Source organism: Streptomyces sp. NPDC002577 (assembly GCF_053594815.1).
In genome coordinates, this window is the sequence record NZ_JBSFWK010000081.1 from 1 (window position 1) to 19569 (window position 19569).

The following is a 19569-nucleotide window of genomic DNA, read 5'->3' on the forward strand; positions in this document are numbered from 1 at the left end:
CGTCAACGTCCTCTGGGCCCTCCTGCGCGACGGACGGACCTACGAGGTCGTGCCTCCTGCGGCTCTCGCGGCTTGACAGACAGCATTAGGAATCGGTGGGCACGCTGCTCAGGAAAGCCGGCGGCCGGTTTCCGCGTCCGCGCAGTGCAGCCGATCCGGCCTCGCTTCCCGGTTCGCGGACCGGAACAGCACGCGGTCGGCCCCGAGCGGGACCGGCGGGTTGCCCCACACGTCCGTGGCCGCCACCCACAACACCCGGCCGTCGCGGATCGCCGCCACCGAGTCCCGGTCGCCGACGAACAGATGCTCCGGCCCGGCCACGATCTCGTCCGGCTCCCGCACGGCCCGGCCGTCCGGTGCGACCACGGACAGCCGCCGCAGCCGTCGCCGCCCGCCGATCTCGGCCGCGTGGAGCCGATGGCGCCAGGTGAGGGCGTACACCCAGTCGCCGACGCACACGGCCGGAACACGGAACGAGGTGAAGCGCCACCGGCTCAGCCGATGACGTCCCAGCGACTCGGCCCGGTCGACACCCGCATAGGCGACTATCCGGACGCGGCGGCCGAAGGCCTCGGAGAACAGGACACGGCCGCCGTCGGCGAGGGCGGGCGGCCTGGAGAAGTGCTTCAGCGCCCGCTGCGGGAAACGGGGCTTGGACAGTTGCTTCCCGGTGTCGGTCGCACGCACGGACAGTGTGGCAAGGCCACCGCCGCTCCAACTGTGGAAGAGCGCCGCATCACCCGTCGTCCCGTCCTGCCCCAGCAGTGTGCCGTATCCCCCGTCCCAGACCTGCTCACCGGTGCGGGCGTCCAGGGCGCGGAACCCCCCGGCGTCCAGGATCACCCGGTCCCCACGCACGAGCAGGCCCCATATCCGCTTGAACCCGTCCTCCCACAGCGTCTCCCCGGTCAGCGCGTCGACGCCGGCGATCTCACCCCGCTCCTCCCCGTTGTCGTTCCACAGCACCAGGGTCGAACCGGCTGCGGCCATCCGGTTCAGCTCACTCCTGCGGCGGGTCCACAGCACCTTCCCGGTCGCCGCGTCCAGCGCGGTGAACCCGCCCGGGTCGCGGTCCCGCAGCACGGGCACCACGACCGCACCGCCCGCGCACACCAGCCGTTGCGGGGCCGGTTCGGTGAGCGCCTCGCTGCACCAGCGGATCCGGCCCTCGTGCGCGTCGACGGCCGCGATCCGGCCGCCCGTAACGGGTACGTAGACGGTGCCGCCGGCGACGACCGGCTGCCCCAGGGTCCCGCCCGGCGCGCTCAGCGTCCACAGGCCCTTCCCGGCGTCCGCCGTGATCGTCAATGGTGGTCTGTCGTCTGCCACTTGGGCTCCTTCGGGCGAGGTGGTCGGCCCACGGAGCTTAAGCCGTGCCGTCGAACTCCTGGCCGACCAGGGGCGGCCTGCGACGCGAGATCTCGGCCACCGCTGTGTTCGCGACCATCACGGCGGCCAGGACCACGGCCGCGACAGGATGGCCCACCCCGTACAGGCCGGCCGCGCCCCCGCCCAGCACCACCGCTTTGACCAGCAGCACCGCCGCGAGCGGGGGCCGCAGCCTCGCCTTCGGCGCGGCGAACAGCGCCCACAGGACGACGGCGAGGAGCGGGGTTCCGAGGCCGAGCGCGATCCGGCCGAGCACGTCGCCCCCGGTGGCGAAGCCCCACCAGCCCAGCAGGGCCAGCGCGGTCAACTCGATCAGGAACGCCAGCGCTTCGTTGACAGCGAACCAGGGCCGCCGCTTGTCCCACGCGATCGTGACACCGCCGGAATCCCGCGCCATCAGCCCTCCCCCTTCGACTGTTCGACTCGGAACCGCAGCATGGCACGAAAGGTGCCGCGGCGGCTGCCTCACCTCCGACACCCGTCAAGCGACCGACGCCACCGAGGCCGCGAACACAGGTAGTAGGCGGCTGTGCCCGAGAACAACGTCTCGTCCCCCTCCCAGCCGACGACCACACCCGCCCACCGCACTCACAGGGGCACGTGCCCAGCTCAGGTCCTGCCCATGGCCCGCTGAATCGCCGCCAGCATCTCGTCGCGATGCGGGACGTTGTTACGCGACCACACCGGCGTCCGCCAGCTGGCGGCCACCCCGAAGGTGCGGCGCTTGCCGTCCTCGGTGCTCACACGGAGCGACGACCTGCCGAAGGATTCGACAGAAGCGATGTCCTGAAGAGCCACGGCCCGCGCCTTGTTCGCCCAGTCGACTATCAGGTCGATCGCCGTGTCGGTGCCCGTCGGCCCGGCCACGTTGGCCGTCGCACTGAGCAGCCGGCCTGCGAGGCGAGTGTCCAACGGTCCTTGGTACAGGCGCTGGTTGGTGAGCACGAGCAGCCCCCCGAACAACGCGAGCGGTGTGCTGGGGAAGTTGATCGAACCGGTCTTCACGCACAGGACCTCTTCTCCAGGCCCCGGCGGTAACGTCACCCACAACCTCATCAACGACCTCCCTTCGCGACGAGGCTACTCATCTGCTGCGGTCGATCGGCAGACATGAGACACCGGCTGACGGACACACCGTGCTCGTCGCGATCAGCGAAGAGCCCTTCCCCCGAACGATCTGCGCGACTGCCTGACATGATCACAGCGTGATCGATGAGATGGTGCAGCCCGGCCCCAGGAAATACGTCCTCTTCGACGTCGACGGTACGTTGATCGATGCCGTGGACAACCAGCGCCGGGTCTGGAGAATCTGGGCGGAGCGCTACGGACTGGACGCCACTGAGGTCCATCGGGTCGCGCTGCGGACGCGGCCGATGGAGACCTTCGCGGAGGTGGCTCCGGACCAGGACCCCGAGGAGTGCCTGGCCGTGCTGCACGAACTGGAGGACGACGACGTTCGGTCCGGCGACTACACGGCCTTCGACGGTGCGTCAGAGCTGCTGGAAGCCCTGCCGTCGGGGGCGTGGGCACTGGTGACCTCGAACTATGAGCACCGGGTGCGCGGGCGATTCGCCAGGACGGGCCTACCGGTCCCGCGCCTCATCGTGGACGCGGCCGCGGTGGCGGAGGGCAAACCGTCGCCCGTGCCCTACCTGCTGGCCGCCGAGCAGCTCGGTGCCGCGCCGGAGAACTGCCTGGTCGTCGAGGACGCCCCGTCAGGAGTGGAGGCAGGGCTGCGGGCGGGCATGACGGTGTGGAACGTGAACGCTCCGACTGCGTCGGCCGGCGTCCACCGTCACTTCGAGAGCCTGCGCGACGCTGTGCCCGGCATTCTCGCGTTCGCCCGGCCGGAGTTTGCGTCTCCATGCGAGACGAGTGTCCCGGACGGCTTCGACAGGGCCTAGGAGTGTCCTGAAGATCTTGGAATCGCGCCCGGCTTGCATCGGTTCATGACGATTGACATTTACTGGCAATCCGGGGCGAGCCGGGTGGTCGGAGCAAGATCTTCATCGGTCTCCTAGGTCACGCAACAGGCGTCCCGCAGGCCGGAATCAGCCGAAGTCCGATCTCGTCGGCATCACCACGATGTCTCGCACGCACACCCGCTGTGGTTGCTTCCAGCAGAACAGGATGGTGTCGGCGAGCTGCTCGGCGCCGATGAAGTCGGGATGGCCGAGCCGCTCGCAGTACTCCTGCAAGCTCATGCCCATCTCCGTGTGCATGTCGGTCCTGACGAACCCCGGCGCGACATTGATGACGCGGATGTTGTTCGCGGCCTGACTCTTCTGCAGCGAGCCCGCAAGCGAGCGCAGTGCCGCCTTGCAGGCGTGGTACACCTCTCCGTCCGGACCCGGCATCCGGTCACCGATCGAGCTCACATTGATGATCGTGCCGGTCCTGCGCGCCTTCATGGTGCCGAGGACCACGCGGATGCCGTTGAGTACGCCCTTCAGGAGCACGTCGACCTCGTAGGAGACATCCGCCGGGGCCCCGGTCTCCAGCGGGCCGGTCCGCAGGAGACCCGCGCAGTTGACGATGCATTCGGTCGGTCCGTGGCGGGCTTCCGCCGCCTGGACCGCCGCTTCGAGCGACGCGTAGTCGGCGACATCGACCGCTGCGCGCATGATCTGCTCGGAAGGCAGCCCGTCGAGCGGCGGGAGGTGCCGCGACACCAGCAGAAGGGGATGCCGCTCCGCCGCGAAGGCCGCCGCCACGGCCCGGCCGATGCCGTGGCCGGCACCGGTCACCACGACGAGTGGTTTCGCCATCAGACCCTCCGCGCACGTGCGGCCCAGTGCCTGGGCAGTCTCACACGCCCGGGCCAGGGAGCCCGGCGCCGCGCCACAGTCCGCGCGAGGCTTCAGCCGTACCGCGGCAGGTGCCCACGCGGTCGCGGACACCCCCCGGTCATCGACGCGGCCGTCCACGGTCATGCCGACCGGCCGTCACCCGGCCTCACGAGCGGTGTCGATGACGCAGAAGCGATTGCCGTCGGGGTCGGCGAGTACGACGAAGTCGGCGTCGTCCGGATACAGTTCCCAGTCGACACGCGACGCGCCCAGCGACAGCAGCCGCTCGACCTCGGCGGCCTGGTCGGCGGCATCCCCGGCGTACAGGTCCAGATGGACGCGCGGGTGTTCCTGCACCGGCGTCTCGCTCCGTCCGAGCGCCAGTTGGGGCCCGGACCCCTCGGCCGGCACCAGCACCACCCAGTCGTCCTCCATCTCCTCACGCGGGACGTACCCGAGGGCCTCCGTCCAGAACGCGGCCGCTCGCGGCACATCAGAGACACCGAGCACCACGGATCCGATTCTCAGCATGGGCAGATTCTGGCGGACGAAGGCCGGCGTGGGGTATGCCGGGCCCGGACATGACACGACTCCTTGGTCAGCGCCTCCACGTCCGGACGGGGCGCGGCCGTTTGCGCGGACCTCACCGACGCCCTGTCGCGACCGGGGCGTTCCGGCCGATACTGCGCGGATGACGACGCCCTCTGACCCCGTGCCGTTGCCGCCGGGTGAAGCGCCGCCCGCTCCCGACTGGTTCAGCAAGGACGCCGCCCGCTGGCGCGCCGCGGCCCCGCCCCGGTGGACCCGGCTCGGGCTGCAGGCCCTGGTTCTGGCGGTCACGCTGATCGGCGGCCTGATCGCCATCGGTGTCTCCGCGCCGGATCAGGTGTGCTCGGAACGCCATCCGTGCGGCACCGACTGGCCGTCGTTGCCGTTCGCGGCCCTCGTGTTGTTGCTGCCCTGGGCGGTGTTGTGGCTCCCGAGCGTGGCGCGCGTACTGCTGCCGTTCGGGCTCGTCCTGCCGGCGATGGCGCTGGCCGGCCCCGCTCGGCTCTCCGTGGCCGTCGTGGCGGGCAGCGCGGTCGTGGTGCTGGGGCTCGTAGCGGCCTGGTGCGGTGTGCACGTGCGGCTGCGCGCCCGTGCCCGCCAGCGGGCGCTGCACGAGGACGCCACCGCCGGCTACCGGGCGCCGCTGCCGCACCGGCTTCCGCGTTTTCGGGGTGGGTCGGTACGGATCACGACGGGTGTCGTGTTCGTCCTGGCCGGCGGCTCGTTCGTGCTGTGGGGTGCGGTCGCCCAGTCCGAGTCGGACGCCCGTGCCGCACGAGCGGAGGCCGTCTCGGCAGTGGTCCTCGGATACGAGGAAGGAGACGACGGCGATCCCGATGTGCGCGTCGAGTTTCTTGACGGTCCGTACGCCGGTGAGGCCCGCACCGTCGGCTCCGGGTACGCGCACAGCTACCCGGTGGCCCGCAAGGTGACCGTCCTGGTGGACGGGACCTGGCTGCGGCTGCGCGCAGAGCCGTACGACGCGATGCCGCAGCAACTGACAGCCGCGCTCCTGCTGGCGCCGGGCGTCGCACTGACCGGCCGAGGGCTCCTGCTCGACGCGCGGGCCCGCGCACTGCGTTCGGGACCTCAGCCGGTGCTTCGCGTGGCGGTGTGGCCCTCAGCGAAGGAGGCGAGGGTCGAGCTGTATCCGGTGAACGCGGCGGACGCCGGTGACGTGCGGGCCCGGGCCGTGTGGAGGCACGACCAGACAGTGGTGATCCGCGAGTCCGAACCGGAGGACGACCTCGCCGACTGGGACGTGGGAGTGGACGAGGTCGATGACGACGAGGACGAGTACTTCGCCGGTGTCCTCTACGGCCCGTTCCACGAGGACTCCGCCCCCGCTCTCCTCACGGGTCTGCCCCGCGGGGGCGTGGTCCTCACAGGGCTCGACGATGTCGTCACCGGTTGAGACAGCGTGACATCTCCCGAGGGTTGCTCGGGTCGCTCACGTTGTTCTCGGGCCGGTCACGTCGTTTCAGAAGCGCAGGAAGTCCGACAGACCCGCGAGCAGCCTGTCGACGTCCGCAGAGTCGTTGTAGGGGGCCAGGCCGACGCGGAGACCGCCGGTGTCCCCCAGGCCGAGCCGGCGGGACGCCTCGAGAGCGTAGAAGGAGCCGGACGGTGCGTGGACGCCGCGCTCCGCCAGGTAGCGGTAGGCGTCCGTCGTGCTGTGGCCGTCGATCGTCAGGAGCAGGGTGGGGGTGCGCTCGGCTGCCCGGGAGTGGACCGTGATCTGCTCGAAGGCGGACAGTCCCTTGTCGAGGTGCGCGCGCAGGGTGTCCTCGTGCTCCTCGAGCGCCGCGAACGCGGACACGAGGCGCTCGCGGCGGCTCCCCGTCGCGTTCGGGCCGAGTCCGGCCAGGAAGTCGACGGCTGCGCGGGTGCCCGCCAGGAACTCGTACGGCAGAGTGCCGAGCTCGAAGCGTTCCGGGACGGCGTTCGTCGACGGCAGCAGCTTGTCCGGCTGCAGGGTCTCGAGGAGCGCGGGCCGGGCCGCGAGGACGCCGAGGTGGGGGCCGAGGAACTTGTACGGGGAGCAGGCGAAGAAGTCCGCGCCGAGCTGCTCGGTGTCGACGAGCGTGTGCGCGGTGTAGTGGACGCCGTCGACGTAGAGCAGGGCACCGGCCTCGTGCACCAGCCGGGAGATCACGGGGATCGCGGGCCTCGTACCGATCAGGTTCGATGCGGCGGTGACCGCGACCAGGCGGGTGCGGTCGGAGAGGACGGCGCGGATGTCGTCGGGGGTCAGTTCGCCCGTCGCGGGATCGAAATCCGCCCACCGGACCGTGGCGCCCGCCTGCGCCGCGGCCTGGATCCACGGGCGGATGTTGGAGTCGTGGTCCAGGCGCGTGACGACCACCTCGTCGCCCGGCGACCACGTCCTCGCCAGGGTCCGGGAGAAGTCGTAGGCGAGCTGCGTGGCGCTGCGGCCGAAGACGATTCCGGACGGGTCCGCGCCCAGCAGGTCGGCCATGGCCTGCCGGGCCCCGGCGACGATCGTGTCGGCGTTGCGCTCCCCCGGCGTCCCGTCGCCGCGGTTCGACAGGGGCTGCGCCAGGGCGTTCCCGATGGCTTCGATCACCGGCGATGGCGTCTGTGTGCCGCCCGGCCCGTCGAAGTGCGCCGTTCCGGCCGCGAGGGCGGGGAACTGGGCGCGGATCGCGGCGATGTCGTACGTGGTGATCTCGTCCGTCACGAGGGAACTCCTGTCGGGCCTGGGCGAGCGTGCTCAGGTAGTGCGGTCAGGGTCAGCTGATGACGACGGTATCGACAGGCGTCACGGCTTGCGTCGGCCGGCCACCCCTGTCGTCTCCGCACTGCGACGCAGACCGGAGCGCATGCGATGCAGACCGGCGCACGTCGTGCAACCGCGGGCCGTCGGGCGCACTCTGGAATCAGCGGTTCCGGAGGTGATCGTGATGGAGCAACACCCCGTCGGATGGCATGTGGAGCTCGAATTCGAGGAGGACACTCAGCACACCCGCGCCGCCGCCCTCATAAGGCTCCCGGACGGGAGCGAGGTGCGGTCCCGCGGATACGCCAGCCGCCACCCCGCCGACTCGAACCAGCCGAGGGTCGGCGAGGAGGTCGCAGGAGCCAGAGCGCTCAACGACATGGCGACCAAACTGCTGACCAAGGCGCACGACGAGATCGACGAGGCGTCGGGCAGGACGTCGCACCCGCTGACCTGATCTGTCGGTCGCGTCCCGCGGTCGGTCGCGTCCCGGCATCGTGTCGACCATGTCGGTCGAAGCGTGACACCGTCGTCGCTCGGTGGGGCAGCTGGACGGGTTCGGCTGCCCCACCTCGAGAGGTGCGCGGAACGCCTGACAGCAGGACGCGGGCCGTGAGACCGTCCGCAGGTGACCGACACTCCCGCCGCAGCGGCGGCCTCGGGACGGCCCGGCGACCGCGCCGCGTCCGCTCTGCGCTTCGCCACGGAACTCGTCGCCTGGGTGGCCACGCCCTGGGCCCTGGCCCGCCACTCGTGGCTGCTCGCCGCTCTGTCGGTGGTGCTCCTGATCGGGCTCCCCACGGTCTTCTCCACCCCTGGGGACAAGGCGAACGTGATCATCGCGGTGCCGGGCCGGGTCACCGTCCTGATGGTTCTGCTGCAGCTGGCCGCGGCCGTGGTCTCGTCCTGGCTGGTGTGGCCCGCCTGGGCGGCGGTCCTCGTCACCGTACTGGCGGCCACCACCTGCGTGACGGAGCGCCGACGCTGGCGGTGGCTGACCTCCGCGAACCGGCCCGGCCCCATCGCCATGTGAGCTGTGTGCTGGGGGGCTCACTCCGCGATCCCCGGCGGCAAGTTGTACGGCGTCACGACCTGGATCGCCGAGGGCAGGAACGGGCCCTCGTCCGGCAGCGCGTGGTGCGCACGCATGATCGTCTGACAGGCGCGGCGCATGTCCTGGCGCAGGTCGTGGTGGAGTACGGCGGTCAGGTGCCGCTCGCGCAGGAGCCGGGTGTTGTCGTGGTCCAGATCGTGGGCGACGAAGGCGGCGAGTTCGCGGTCCAGGGCCTGGAACGCGTCGAGCGTGGCGGCGTTGCCGCCGCCGATGGAGTAGACCGCGTTGATGGTCTCGTCCCGCTTGAGCGCCTCCAGGACGAGGTCCCGCTGGGTCGCGTCGAGACCGTCGGTGTCGGTCACCTCGGCCAGCGACCGTTCGGGGTGGGTGCCGCGCATCACGCTGCGGAAGCCCATTTCGCGCTCCTCCTCGTTGCGGAAGGAGCCGTGGCTGATGGTGACGAGGACGCTGCCGGGACGGTCGCCGAGCCACTGCCCGAGGAGATAGGCGGCGGTGGCTCCGGCGGCCCGGTTGTCGATGCCGACGTATGCGCTGCGTGCGCTGCTGGGCAGATCGGTCACGAGGGTGACCACCGGGATGCCGGCCGCGACGAGCCGGCTGATGGCCGCGGTGACATCGGGTACGTCCGGGGCCTTGAGGATCACGCCCTGGGAGCCGCGCTTGGCGATCCGGTCCAGGGTCGTGATCAGCTCCGACACCGGGCCTGTCTCGCGGAAGTGAAAGCGTGAGCGCATGACCGCCGGGTGCAGGGCGGGCAGTTCGGCCTCCAGGGCATCCCGTACAGCCGTGGAGAACCGCTCCGGTGTCTGCATCACGATGTCGATCAGGAACGTGCGGCCGCCGATGCGTACCTGTGTCCGCTGCCGGTCCAGATCGGCGATGGCCTGGCGCACCTCCCGCACGGTGCTCTCCCGTACGCCGCCGCGGTCGTTCAGGACGCGGTCGACGGTGGCCGTGCTGAGGCCGGCCTGACGGGCGATCTCCCTGATCGGATACGGGTGCACCATGTCTGTTTTTCCCGGTTTCATTTGATGGCTTTTTGATGGATGTCTGCGCATTGCGTGATGGACTCCGGTTCCTAAGACTGGCGGAAACGGACGCACTCCGAAAGGACCTGCCGATGCTCCCCAGCGCCACGGGGTCGCTAGCCTGGCTCAGCGAGAGCGACTGCGACGTCGACGACCTGCGCTTCCTGGCCGGGCAGAGCACCGAGCTGCGCGACTACCCGTCCGCCGACGGGGTCGAGCAGAACGTCCTGCTGTACGACTCGGCTCGGCTGCGCGACCTCGCCGCCACGCGGGGCGGTCGCCGGCCGGTCCAGGCCGAGCTGGTACGGGCGCTGCTGGACGGCCCCGGCATCGTCGTGCTCAAGCGCGCATTCGCGGACGGGGACACCGTGGACCGGGCGACCGCCTCCTTCCGTGCACTGATCGACGAGGAACGCACGACGGTCGCGGCACGCGGCGATCATTTCGCCAAACCGGGCGCCAACGACCGCGTCTGGAACGCGCTGGAGAAGACGGCCGTCCGGGCGCCGGAGGTCTTCGCCGACTACTACGCCAACGACGCGCTGGCGCTCATCGCCGAGGCCTGGCTCGGCCCCGGCTACCAGATGACCTCGCAGATCAACGTGGTCAACCCCGGCGGTGCGGCACAGAGCGTGCACCGCGACTACCACCTGGGCTTCCTGTCCCGGGAGCAGGCGGCCGCCTATCCCGCGCACGTCCACCGGCTGTCCCCCGTGCTGACCCTGCAGGGCGCCGTCGCACACTGCGACATGCCGGTGGAGTCGGGTCCGACGCTGTATCTGCCGCACTCGCAGAAGTACGAGCCCGGTTATCTCGCGTGGCGACGGCCGGAGTTCATCGACTACTTCGAGCGGCACCACATCCAGCTGCCCTTGGAGAAGGGCGACGCGGTGTTCTTCAACCCCGCCCTCTTCCACGCTGCGGGACACAACCGGTCGACGGACATCAGGCGCATGGCGAACCTGCTGCAGATCAACTCCGCCTTCGGACGGGCGATGGAGACCGTCGACCGCGAGGCCATGGTCAACGCGCTCTTCCCGGTACTGGCGCACCGCAAGGCCGAGGGCGCCTCCGAGGAGTGGCTGCGCCGCGTGGTCGCCGCCTCTGCCGAGGGCTACCCCTTTCCCACCAATCTGGACCTCGACCCGCCGGTCGGCGGTCTGGCCCCGCCGTCGCAGGCGGACACCGTATGGCAGGCGCTCAGCGAGGGCTGGAGCCCGGACAGGCTGCGCCAGGAACTGCAGGCCGGCACCGAGCGCCGGCAGAGCTGAAGGGAAACCCGCATTCATGGGACTGCTTGAGGACAAGGTCGTCCTCGTCAACGGCGGCAGCCAGGGCGTCGGTGCCGCGATCGTGCGGGCGGCCGCCCGGGAGGGCGCCGACGTCGTCTTCACGGGGCGTCGCACCGCTGTCGGTGAGGCTCTCGTGGCGGAGCTGGCCGAGGCGGGCACGAAGGCCTCCTTCGTACGGGCCGACCTGGCCGACCCCGCGCAGGCGCGCGGCAGCGTCGAACAGGTCGTCGCCGCACACGGGCGGATCGACTGCCTGGTCAACGCGGCGGGACTCACGTCGCGCGGCTCCCTGCTGGAGACCACTCCGGAGCTGTTCGACGCGCACATGGCGATCAATCTGCGGGCGCCGTTCTTCGCGATGCAGGCGGCCGTCGCCGACATGGTGGCCCGCCAGGCGCCGGGCACCATCGTCAACATCGGCTCCAACTGCGCGCACGGCGGCCCTCCGTTCCTCGCGCCGTACTCCGCCGCGAAGGCCGGGCTGGCCGGACTGACCCGCAACGCCGCCCACGCGCACCGCTGGGACCGGATCCGGATCAACGGCCTCAACATCGGCTGGACGGAGACCGAGGGCGAGGACGCCATCCAGCGCGAGTTCCACGGGGCGGGCAACGACTGGCGCGAGGAGGCCGCCCGGCGTCTGCCCATGGGCAAGCTGGGACAGCCCGACGAGATCGCGGACTTCGTCGTCTTCCTGCTCTCGGAGCGCAGCGGCGTCGTGACCGGCTCCGTCATCGACTGGGACCAGAACGTCGTCGGCGCCCAGGACTGAGCCTGCCGCCGGCACCGAACCAGGGCTGGATCAAGCCTGGAACACCCCTCCGTACCCCTGCGTCACCACCGAATCACCTTTGCACCCGAAACACCCTTGCACCGCCCGACCGGGCTGAAGGAGCAACATCTCATGCGTATAGGCATCATGGGCCTCGGCCGGATCGGCGCCTTCCACGCCGAAACCCTGTCCCAGCTCGAGTCGGTGGACTCCCTGGTGGTCACCGACCCGGTGGCCGCGGCCGCCGCCTCCGCCGCCGAGCGATTCGGGGCCACCGCGGTGGACTCACCCGAGGCGGTACTGGGCGCCGGGGTCGACGGCGTCGTGATCGCCGCCGCGACGGACGCGCACCCGGAGCTGATCCTCGCCACCGTCAAGGCCGGCATCCCGGTCTTCTGCGAGAAGCCGGTGGCCCGCACCGTGGAGGAGAGCCTCGACGTGCTGCGTGCGGTCGAGGGCAGCGGCGTCGAGGTCCACATCGGCTACAACCGGCGCTTCGACCCCGGATATGTGGCGGCCCGGCAGGCCGTGCTCAGCGGCGAACTCGGGCTCCTGCACACCGTGCGGTCCACCACCCTGGACCCGGCGCCGCCGCCCGCCGCGTACGTGGCCGTCTCCGGCGGCATCTTCCGCGACTGCAGCGTCCACGACTTCGACATCGTCCGCTGGGTGACGGGCCGGGAGGTCGTGGAGGTGTACGCCGCCGGCTCCAACCGCGGCGCCGACTACATCGCCGAGGCCGGAGACGTCGACACCGCCTCGGCCGTCCTCACACTGGACGACGGCACGCTGGCCCTGGTCTCCAACACCCGGCACAACCCCCGGGGTTACGACGCCCGTCTGGAGATCCACGGCATGAAGGACAGCATCGCGGCGGGGCTCGAGGACAAGCTGCCGCTGCGCTCGGTCGAGCCCGGGGCCACCTTCCCTGCCGCCAAGCCGCACCACTTCTTCATGGACCGCTTCGCCGACGCCTACCGCGCCGAACTCACCGCCTTCACCGAGGTCGTCGCGGGCCGCAGGCCGTCCCCGTGCACCGTGGCCGACGCCATCGAGGCGAGCCTGATCGCCGAGGCCTGCACCCTGTCGCTGCACGAGCACCGTCCCGTACGCATGGCGGAGGTGCGCCGGGGCTAGGCCCGGCAGGCGCTCGGCGTCGCCGGGCTCGTGGGCCGGACCGGATGTCAGTGCTCGATGCCAGACTCCCCGCATGAGTGACGATGTGCGGTCGGAACAGGTCGTGGACGTGCGGTTGCGGGATGTCGGGGAAGCCGATCTGCAGCTGTTCTTCGAGTACGAACACGAGGCGGAGGCGGCGCGGCGGTCGAGGTTCACGCCTCGGCCCCGCGAGGCCTTCATGAAGCACTGGGCGACGAGAGTCCTCGGTGATCCCACCGTCTTCGTGCAGACGGTCACCGCCGACGGGAAGACGGCGGGCAACATCGTGGCCTGGTGGGAGCAGGACCGGCGCTTCATCGGCTACTGGCTGGGGCGCCCGTACTGGGGCCGCGGCATCGGCACGGAGGCGCTGACGCAGTTTCTGCGGCTGGAGACCAACCGGCCGCTCCACGCGGACCCCTTCGCCGGGAACACCGGCTCGGTGCGCCTGCTGGAGAAGTGCGGGTTCCGGCGCGCCGACTCCGTGTGGCACGGCGAGTACGAGCACGTCCTGCTCGTGCTGCACGAGGACCGCTGACGACGCACTGCTTCCCTGCCCCTCGTCGCCGGGTCACCGCGTCTGCAGTCGTGTGGCCCGGCCGCGGGCGTTGTGGGCGTCGCGCCGCGAACCGGCTCGCGCCGCGATGCCCGCCCGACAGAACGAGTCTGCCTCCTTCATCTGGGTATTTGTCTTCTGTGACCCGCGTGACGCACTGATCGGATCTCAGGCGCGACACCCGGAACACCGGCACACCGGCGTCGGGCCCGACCGTGCGCCCATCCGACGTCATCGAACCGCCACACTGGGCGCACACACCAGGTACATATCAACCGTCCTCATACGATCACGGCCATGACAGACACTCCCCAGTGGCTGAGCGCCGAGGAGAACCACGCCTGGCGCACGTATCTGCGCGCACGTCGTCTGCTGGGGGCCCGGCTCAACCAGCAGCTGCTGCGCGACTGGGGGCTGTCCGAGCCGGAGTACGAGATCCTCGTGGTGCTGTCGGAGCATCCCGACAGGAGGATGAGCTCACTGGAGCTGCGCTGTCGGCTCCTGTGGGAAAAGAGCCGGCTGTCGCACCAGCTGCGCCGCATGGAGCTGCGCCGCATGATCAGCCGCGAGCCCAACCCCGAGGACGCCCGCAGCGCCGTGGTCTCCCTGACCGCGGAGGGTCTTCGGGCCATCGAGCAGGCCGCACCGAGCCATGTGGCCAACGTGCGGGAGTACTTCATCGACCTGCTGTCGCCCCAGGAGCTCGCCCTCCTCACCGAGATCAGCGAGCGCGTGCTCGGCCAGCTCGCCGCCAGCGGCGAGCTGAAGGTCCCCGAAGGGGACTGAGGGGTGGGTCGCCGGGGCGGCCGCAGGGCTCCGTCTCGACCACGCCGGCCTCGCGCAGCACCCGCAGATGGTTCGGCAGGTTGGTCAGCCGCGCTTCGACCCGAACGCATTTCTGTTACGGAACGTGATGAGGCTCGCCTCATGGGACCGCAGCAGTGTAGACATGGCCTATGGTCCGACTCTTGGGTCGATCCTGGGCCCAGTCGGGCCTCGCGCTCACCGGTCTGCGCTCAGAGCGCAGACCGGACGTCGCATGCCGACTGGCCGACCCGCCCGAGGGGGCCGGGCAGAGGTCCCGGCAGGCACCCCACCCGCCGCGCTCCGCCGGACGGAGCAGACGACATGACGGCGGCCCCGACCGCGGTCCCCGGCGCCCTTGGTTTGCGAGGCTGCGGTCGGCCCTGAGCAGGCGCAGCGTCGCCGGCCAGGTGTTCGTACTGCATGTGGTGATCGTGCTGCTGCTGGTCGTGGCCGCGGCGCTGGCGCTGGTGCTGCAGGTCCGGCACGACAGCGGCCAAGAGGCCCGCAACCGCTCGCTCGCCGTCGCCGAGACGTTCGCGAACGCCCCGGGCACCGTGGAAGCCCTTGCCGCCCCCGACCCCACCGCGCTGCTCCAGCCGCGCGCCGAGGCGGCGCGCAAGCAGTCGAACGTGGACTTCATCGTGGTCATGAACACGGAGGGGATCCGCTACACCCACCCCAAGCCGGACAGGATCGGGAAGAAGTTCGTCGGAAACCTGGGTCCCGCCCTGGCCGGCCACCCCGTCACCGAGGAGATCACGGGAACTCTGGGGCCGCTGGTGCAGGCAGTGGTGCCCGTCAGGAATTCCGAGGGCAAGGTCGTGGGGCTGGTGTCGGCCGGCATCACGACCGCCCATGTCGGCGGCTACGTCGAGGAGCAGATGCCGATCCTCTTCGCCGCCGCGGCCACCGCCCTCGCTCTCGCCACGGCCGGGACGGCCGTGGCGAGCAGACGGCTGCTGCGCCAGACCCGGGGCCTCGGCCCGTACGAGATGACCCGGATGTACGAGCACCATGACGCGGTGCTGCACTCCGTCCGGGAAGGGGTGATCATCCTCAGCGGCGAGGGCCGGCTGGTACTCGCCAACGACGAGGCGCAGAGGCTGCTCGACCTGCCCAAGGACGCCGAGGGCCGGCACGTCTCGGAACTCGGCCTGGACTCGGCCACGGCAAGCCTGCTGGCCTCCGGCCGTGTCGCCACCGACGAGGTGCACCTGGTCGGGGACCGTCTCCTCGCGGTCAACAACCGGCCCACGGACCGCGACGGGGGCCCGCGCGGAAGCGTCGCGACGCTCCGCGACTCGACCGAGCTGCGTGCCCTGTCCGGCAGGGCCGAGGTGGCGCGGGAACGCCTCAAACTGTTGTACGACGCAGGGGTCGGCATCGGCACGAGCCTGGATGTGACCCGTACGGCCGAGGAACTGGCGGAGGTGGCCGTCCCGCGCTTCGCGGACTACGTGAGCGTGGACCTGGTGAGCGCCGTCGTGAACGGGGACGATCCGGATGGCACGGTCACCGAACTGCACCGCACCGCGTTCAAGGGCATCCGCAAGGACGCTCCCCTCTACCCGATGGGCGAGCAGATCACCATCGTCCCCTCCACTCCCCAGGCCCGGGGCCTGGCCACAGGGCAGGGAGTCGTCGAACCCGACCTGAAGTCGTCGCCCGCGTGGCTCGCACAGGACCCCGGGCGCACCGCGCAGGTCCTGGACTTCGGCATCCACACGCTGGTCACCGTCCCGCTGCGCGCGGGCGGCATGGTGATGGGGATGGCCAACTTCTGGCGCTCGGAGAACCCCGAGCCCTTCGACGACGACGACCGGGCCCTCGCCGAGGAGCTCGTCGCCCGCGCCGCGGTCTCCATCGACAACGCGCGCCGCTACACCCGCGAGCACACCATGGCCGTGACGCTGCAGCGCAGCCTGCTTCCGCGCAATCTGCCCGAGCAGACCGCGCTGGACGTCGCCTACCGCTATCTGCCCGCGCAGGCCGGGGTCGGCGGCGACTGGTTCGACGTCATGCCGCTGCCCGGCGCCCGTGTCGCGCTCGTCGTGGGCGATGTCGTCGGCCACGGGCTGCACGCCGCCGCGACCATGGGCCGGCTGCGCACCGCGGTGCACAACTTCTCCACCCTGGACCTGCCGCCCGACGAGATCCTCGGCCTCCTCGACGACATGGTCAGCCGTATCGACCAGGACGAGGCCGCGGCGGGCGGCACCGCCGCCATCACCGGCGCCACTTGTCTGTACGCGATCTACGACCCCGTCTCCCGGCGCTGCAGCGTCGCCCGGGCCGGCCACCCCGTACCGGCCCTGGTCCGTCCCGACGGCACGGTCGAGTTCGCCGAGGTGCCCGCGGGCCCGCCGCTCGGCCTGGGCGGACTGCCGTTCGAGACGGCCGAACTGGTCCTGGACGAGGGCAGCAAGCTGGTCCTCTACACCGACGGGCTCATCGAGGACCGCTACCGCGACATCGACATCGGACTGGACCTCCTGCGCACGGCCCTGGCCGGGACCGGCCGGTCCCCGGACGAAACCTGCCGGGCGGTTCTCGACGCCCTGCTGCCGGCCCGGCAGAGCGACGACATCGCCCTCATCGTCGCCCGCACCCGCGCCCTGGACGCCGACAGCATCGCCGAATGGGACGTGCCCTCCGACCCCGCGGCCGTGGCCGACGTGCGCGCCTCGGTCGTCCGGCAGCTTGCCGAGTGGGGACTGGACGACATGGCTTTCACCACGGAGCTGCTGCTCAGCGAGCTGGTCACGAACGCCATACGCTACGGCGGCGCCCCGATCCGGGTCCGTCTGCTGCACGACCGCAGCCTGATCTGCGAGGTCTTCGACGCCAGCAGCACCTCGCCGCACCTTCGGTACGCGGCCACCACGGACGAGGGCGGACGCGGCCTGTTCCTCGTCGCCCAGCTCGCCGAACGCTGGGGCACCCGCTACGCCCCGGAAGGCAAGATCATCTGGGCGGAGCAGCCGCTGCCCCAGGTCTAGTCACGCGGCACCGGCCGCGCCGCTTCGTGCGGCGCCTGTGCCGGTGCCGGTCCGCGTCGGCAGGCGCCGCGGGGTACGGCTGACCGTCATTCCCCCGGCCAGGGCGGCGCGCGCGAAGACCATGGCGTCGTGGACCGCAGCTCCGCCTGGATCGTTGTTGAAGTACACATAGACGTCGTCGCACGTGTCCGGAAATGTGTCGGCCAGGCGCCGCACCCACGTGTGGAGCGACTGTCTGCCGTAGCGGGGCCATGGCTGGGCCCGTCCGACGTGCAGGCGCAGATAGCCCCAGCCGGCGGTCCGCCACAGCGGCGTGACGGGCCGGGCCTCCACGTCGGCCCAGCACAACGCGGCACGGCGGTTCTCGAGCACGGCCCGGACCCCGGGGGTCCACCAGGAGCCGTGGCGGGGCTCGACGGCCACCCGCGTACCGGCCGGGAAGCAGCTGAGGCAGTCGTCCAGAAGTGCGGGATCACCCCGCAGTGTGGGTGGGAGCTGCAGCAGCACGGGACCGAGCCGGTCCCCGAGACCGGCGGCATGGCTCATCAGCCGGTGCACGGGTTCCCCGGGGTCACGCAATCGCTTGATGTGGGTCAGGAAGCGGCTGGCCTTGACGGCGATGACGAAGCCCGCCGGCGTACGGTCCCGCCATGCGGCGAACGTCTCCGGCGTGGGCAGCCGGTAGAAGGCGTTGTTGATCTCGACCGTGGCGAACTGTGCCGCGTACTCCTCCAGCCACAGCCGCTGGGGCATGTCGGCCGGATACAGGACTCCGCGCCAGTCCCGGTACTGCCACCCGGAGGTACCGACGAACACGGGCATACATCCATCACAGCACGCCCGCGACGCTCCCGGCAGACAGGAACCACGGCGGGGGCTGAGCGCGGTAAGGGGTGAGCCGGGTGCCCAGCGCACCCCCGTTCGTCCACGCCGGAGCGGAACGGAGAGAATCACGGGGACGGACCGACGGGCCGACGATCCTGCGGGCCGAAGGGTCGCCCCGGCCGGGAGCCTCTGCCATGACCACCGCGACACCAGCCTTGGAGAGAACCGACATGCACCTTCGCTGCGCCGTGCTCGACGACTTCCAGAGCGCCGCGACCACCGCCGCCGACTGGTCGCCCCTCGCGGATGACGTGGAGGTCGTGACCTTCACCGAGCACTTCGCCACCGAGGACGAACTGGCCGTGGCGATCGTGGACTTCGACATCGTCGTGACCCTCCGCGAGCGCGTGCCCTTCCCCGCCTCGCTGCTCTCACGGCTGCCTCGACTGAAGTTGCTGATCGCCTCCGGCATGCGCAATTCGGTCATCGACTACGCCGCCGCCGAAGCAGGCGGCGTGACGGTGTGCGGCACCGAGAGCTCCTCGACGCCTCCCGTCGAGCTGACCTGGGCGCTGCTGCTCGGCCTGGCCCGCGGCATCGTCACGGAGAACGACGCACTGCGGGACGGCGGCCCCTGGCAGAGCACCGTGGGCGCCGATCTGCACGGCCGTCGGCTCGGTCTGCTCGGGCTCGGCAAGATCGGCAGCAGGGTGGCCCAGGTGGGACTCGCCTTCGGCATGGAGGTGGTGGCCTGGAGCCAGAACCTCACCGAGAAGCGCACGGAGGAGGTCGGCGTGGAGCTGGCCGCCTCCAAGGAGGAGCTGCTCGCCGGCAGCGACTTCGTCTCCGTCCACCTCGCGCTCAGCGACCGCACCCGTAGGCTGATCGGCCCCGCCGAGCTGGCGCTCATGAAGCCTGCGGCCTATCTCGTCAACACCTCCCGTGCGGCCATCGTCGACCAGGACGCACTGCTCAGCGCACTGCGGGACGGCCGCATCGCGGGGGCGGGGGTCGATGTGTTCGACATCGAGCCGCTGCCCGCCGATCACCCGATGCGCTCCGCACCCCGTCTGCTCGCCACCCCGCACCTCGGCTACGTCACCCGCGCGAACTATGCGACGTACTACGGCCAGGCCGTCGAGAACATCCAGGCGTTCCTCGCCGGGTCGCCGGTACGCCTTCTGGGCTGACGCCTGGTGCACAGGGCCGACCGGTGGTCCAATGAAAGTGGAGCCAAGGACCCCACATCCATAAAGACGCGGAGAAGCGGAGCAACACCGCGCACCGCGCAATCAGGGTCCGCGAGAAGCGGGCGGGTCCTTGGCCTCCTCGTCCCTGCGGGTTCTAGGCCCTGTCGTCAAACTCCCGCCGTCCCGCCCGAAGGGCGGGCCCCGCGGCGTCTGGTGCGTGCGATCGCAAGGCGCCGGAAAGCCCTCGTAGCGGAGCTACCAGGGTTTTCCGGCAACGCGGCGAGGGCGCGTGCCAGGCGTCGCGGGGCAGGCGGGAATTTGACGACAGGGCCTAGGAGGCCGATGAAGATCTTGCTCCGACCACCCGGCTCGCCCCGGATTGCCAGTAAATGTCAATCGT

18 protein-coding genes and 1 pseudogene are annotated in these 19569 nt (G+C 70.8%); 11 read left to right on the forward strand and 8 right to left on the reverse strand.

Going from position 1 to position 19569, the window contains the following annotated elements:
• Positions 1–108: 108 nt before the first annotated feature.
• The 3 genes and pseudogenes from ACWD4J_RS43325 to ACWD4J_RS43335 all read right to left on the reverse strand — a co-directional run.
• Positions 109–1356, reverse strand: a pseudogene (locus ACWD4J_RS43325) (outer membrane protein assembly factor BamB family protein); the annotation flags it as partial.
• Between the two features lie 10 nt (positions 1357–1366).
• Positions 1367–1786, reverse strand: a complete 420-nt coding sequence (locus ACWD4J_RS43330) for a YrdB family protein (protein ID WP_451401060.1) — start codon at positions 1784–1786, stop codon at positions 1367–1369.
• 212 nt (positions 1787–1998) lie between these two features.
• A complete protein-coding gene (locus ACWD4J_RS43335; RefSeq protein ID WP_451401061.1) occupies positions 1999–2394 on the reverse strand; it encodes a hypothetical protein in 396 nt (131 codons plus the stop codon).
• A gap of 200 nt (positions 2395–2594) precedes the next feature.
• Between ACWD4J_RS43335 and ACWD4J_RS43340 the strand changes: the two genes are divergently transcribed.
• A complete protein-coding gene (locus ACWD4J_RS43340) occupies positions 2595–3293 on the forward strand; it encodes an HAD family hydrolase (RefSeq protein ID WP_451401062.1) in 699 nt (232 codons plus the stop codon).
• Positions 3294–3440: 147 nt separating this feature from the next.
• Here the strand turns inward: ACWD4J_RS43340 and ACWD4J_RS43345 are convergent, their stop codons facing one another.
• Positions 3441–4157, reverse strand: a complete 717-nt coding sequence (locus ACWD4J_RS43345; RefSeq protein ID WP_451401063.1) for an SDR family oxidoreductase — start codon at positions 4155–4157, stop codon at positions 3441–3443.
• Between the two features lie 177 nt (positions 4158–4334).
• On the reverse strand, positions 4335–4709 hold the full coding sequence (locus tag ACWD4J_RS43350) for a VOC family protein (protein ID WP_451401064.1): 375 nt from the start codon (positions 4707–4709) through the stop codon (positions 4335–4337).
• Positions 4710–4869: 160 nt separating this feature from the next.
• On the opposite strand from ACWD4J_RS43350, the gene ACWD4J_RS43355 reads away from it, so the two are divergent.
• Positions 4870–6141 carry a hypothetical protein gene (locus ACWD4J_RS43355; protein WP_451401065.1) on the forward strand — a complete coding sequence of 424 codons (1272 nt, stop codon included), beginning with the start codon at positions 4870–4872 and terminating at the stop codon, positions 6139–6141.
• 66 nt (positions 6142–6207) lie between these two features.
• On the opposite strand, the gene ACWD4J_RS43360 is transcribed toward ACWD4J_RS43355, so the two are convergent.
• Positions 6208–7428 (reverse strand): cysteine desulfurase-like protein, encoded by a 1221-nt coding sequence (locus ACWD4J_RS43360; protein WP_451401066.1) that lies wholly within the window; start codon positions 7426–7428, stop codon positions 6208–6210.
• Positions 7429–7651: 223 nt separating this feature from the next.
• On the opposite strand from ACWD4J_RS43360, the gene ACWD4J_RS43365 reads away from it, so the two are divergent.
• Positions 7652–7924 (forward strand): DUF1876 domain-containing protein, encoded by a 273-nt coding sequence (locus ACWD4J_RS43365; protein ID WP_451401067.1) that lies wholly within the window; start codon positions 7652–7654, stop codon positions 7922–7924.
• Between the two features lie 171 nt (positions 7925–8095).
• The gene (locus ACWD4J_RS43370; protein ID WP_451401068.1) at positions 8096–8500 is read left to right on the forward strand and encodes a hypothetical protein; all 405 of its coding nucleotides are present in this window, start codon (positions 8096–8098) and stop codon (positions 8498–8500) included.
• A 17-nt stretch (positions 8501–8517) separates the two neighbouring features.
• Here the strand turns inward: ACWD4J_RS43370 and ACWD4J_RS43375 are convergent, their stop codons facing one another.
• A complete protein-coding gene (locus tag ACWD4J_RS43375; RefSeq protein ID WP_451401069.1) occupies positions 8518–9549 on the reverse strand; it encodes a LacI family DNA-binding transcriptional regulator in 1032 nt (343 codons plus the stop codon).
• 113 nt (positions 9550–9662) lie between these two features.
• Between ACWD4J_RS43375 and ACWD4J_RS43380 the strand changes: the two genes are divergently transcribed.
• From ACWD4J_RS43380 to ACWD4J_RS43405, 6 genes are all read left to right on the forward strand, one after another.
• On the forward strand, positions 9663–10841 hold the full coding sequence (locus tag ACWD4J_RS43380) for a phytanoyl-CoA dioxygenase family protein (protein ID WP_451401070.1): 1179 nt from the start codon (positions 9663–9665) through the stop codon (positions 10839–10841).
• A gap of 16 nt (positions 10842–10857) precedes the next feature.
• Complete coding sequence (locus ACWD4J_RS43385) at positions 10858–11634, forward strand: SDR family oxidoreductase (protein WP_451401071.1); 777 nt, start codon at positions 10858–10860, stop codon at positions 11632–11634.
• A gap of 132 nt (positions 11635–11766) precedes the next feature.
• Positions 11767–12771: a Gfo/Idh/MocA family protein gene (locus tag ACWD4J_RS43390; RefSeq protein WP_451401072.1), complete on the forward strand. Its 1005-nt coding sequence runs from the start codon at positions 11767–11769 to the stop codon at positions 12769–12771.
• A gap of 73 nt (positions 12772–12844) precedes the next feature.
• Positions 12845–13330 carry a GNAT family N-acetyltransferase gene (locus ACWD4J_RS43395; protein ID WP_451401073.1) on the forward strand — a complete coding sequence of 162 codons (486 nt, stop codon included), beginning with the start codon at positions 12845–12847 and terminating at the stop codon, positions 13328–13330.
• Positions 13331–13645: 315 nt separating this feature from the next.
• On the forward strand, positions 13646–14134 hold the full coding sequence (locus ACWD4J_RS43400) for a MarR family winged helix-turn-helix transcriptional regulator (RefSeq protein ID WP_451401074.1): 489 nt from the start codon (positions 13646–13648) through the stop codon (positions 14132–14134).
• Positions 14135–14304: 170 nt separating this feature from the next.
• A complete protein-coding gene (locus ACWD4J_RS43405; RefSeq protein WP_451401075.1) occupies positions 14305–17154 on the forward strand; it encodes a SpoIIE family protein phosphatase in 2850 nt (949 codons plus the stop codon).
• On the opposite strand, the gene ACWD4J_RS43410 is transcribed toward ACWD4J_RS43405, so the two are convergent.
• A complete protein-coding gene (locus tag ACWD4J_RS43410; protein ID WP_451401076.1) occupies positions 17155–17976 on the reverse strand; it encodes a DUF72 domain-containing protein in 822 nt (273 codons plus the stop codon). It lies immediately after the preceding gene.
• A 233-nt stretch (positions 17977–18209) separates the two neighbouring features.
• Between ACWD4J_RS43410 and ACWD4J_RS43415 the strand changes: the two genes are divergently transcribed.
• On the forward strand, positions 18210–19169 hold the full coding sequence (locus ACWD4J_RS43415) for a D-2-hydroxyacid dehydrogenase family protein (protein WP_451401077.1): 960 nt from the start codon (positions 18210–18212) through the stop codon (positions 19167–19169).
• Positions 19170–19569: the final 400 nt, after the last annotated feature.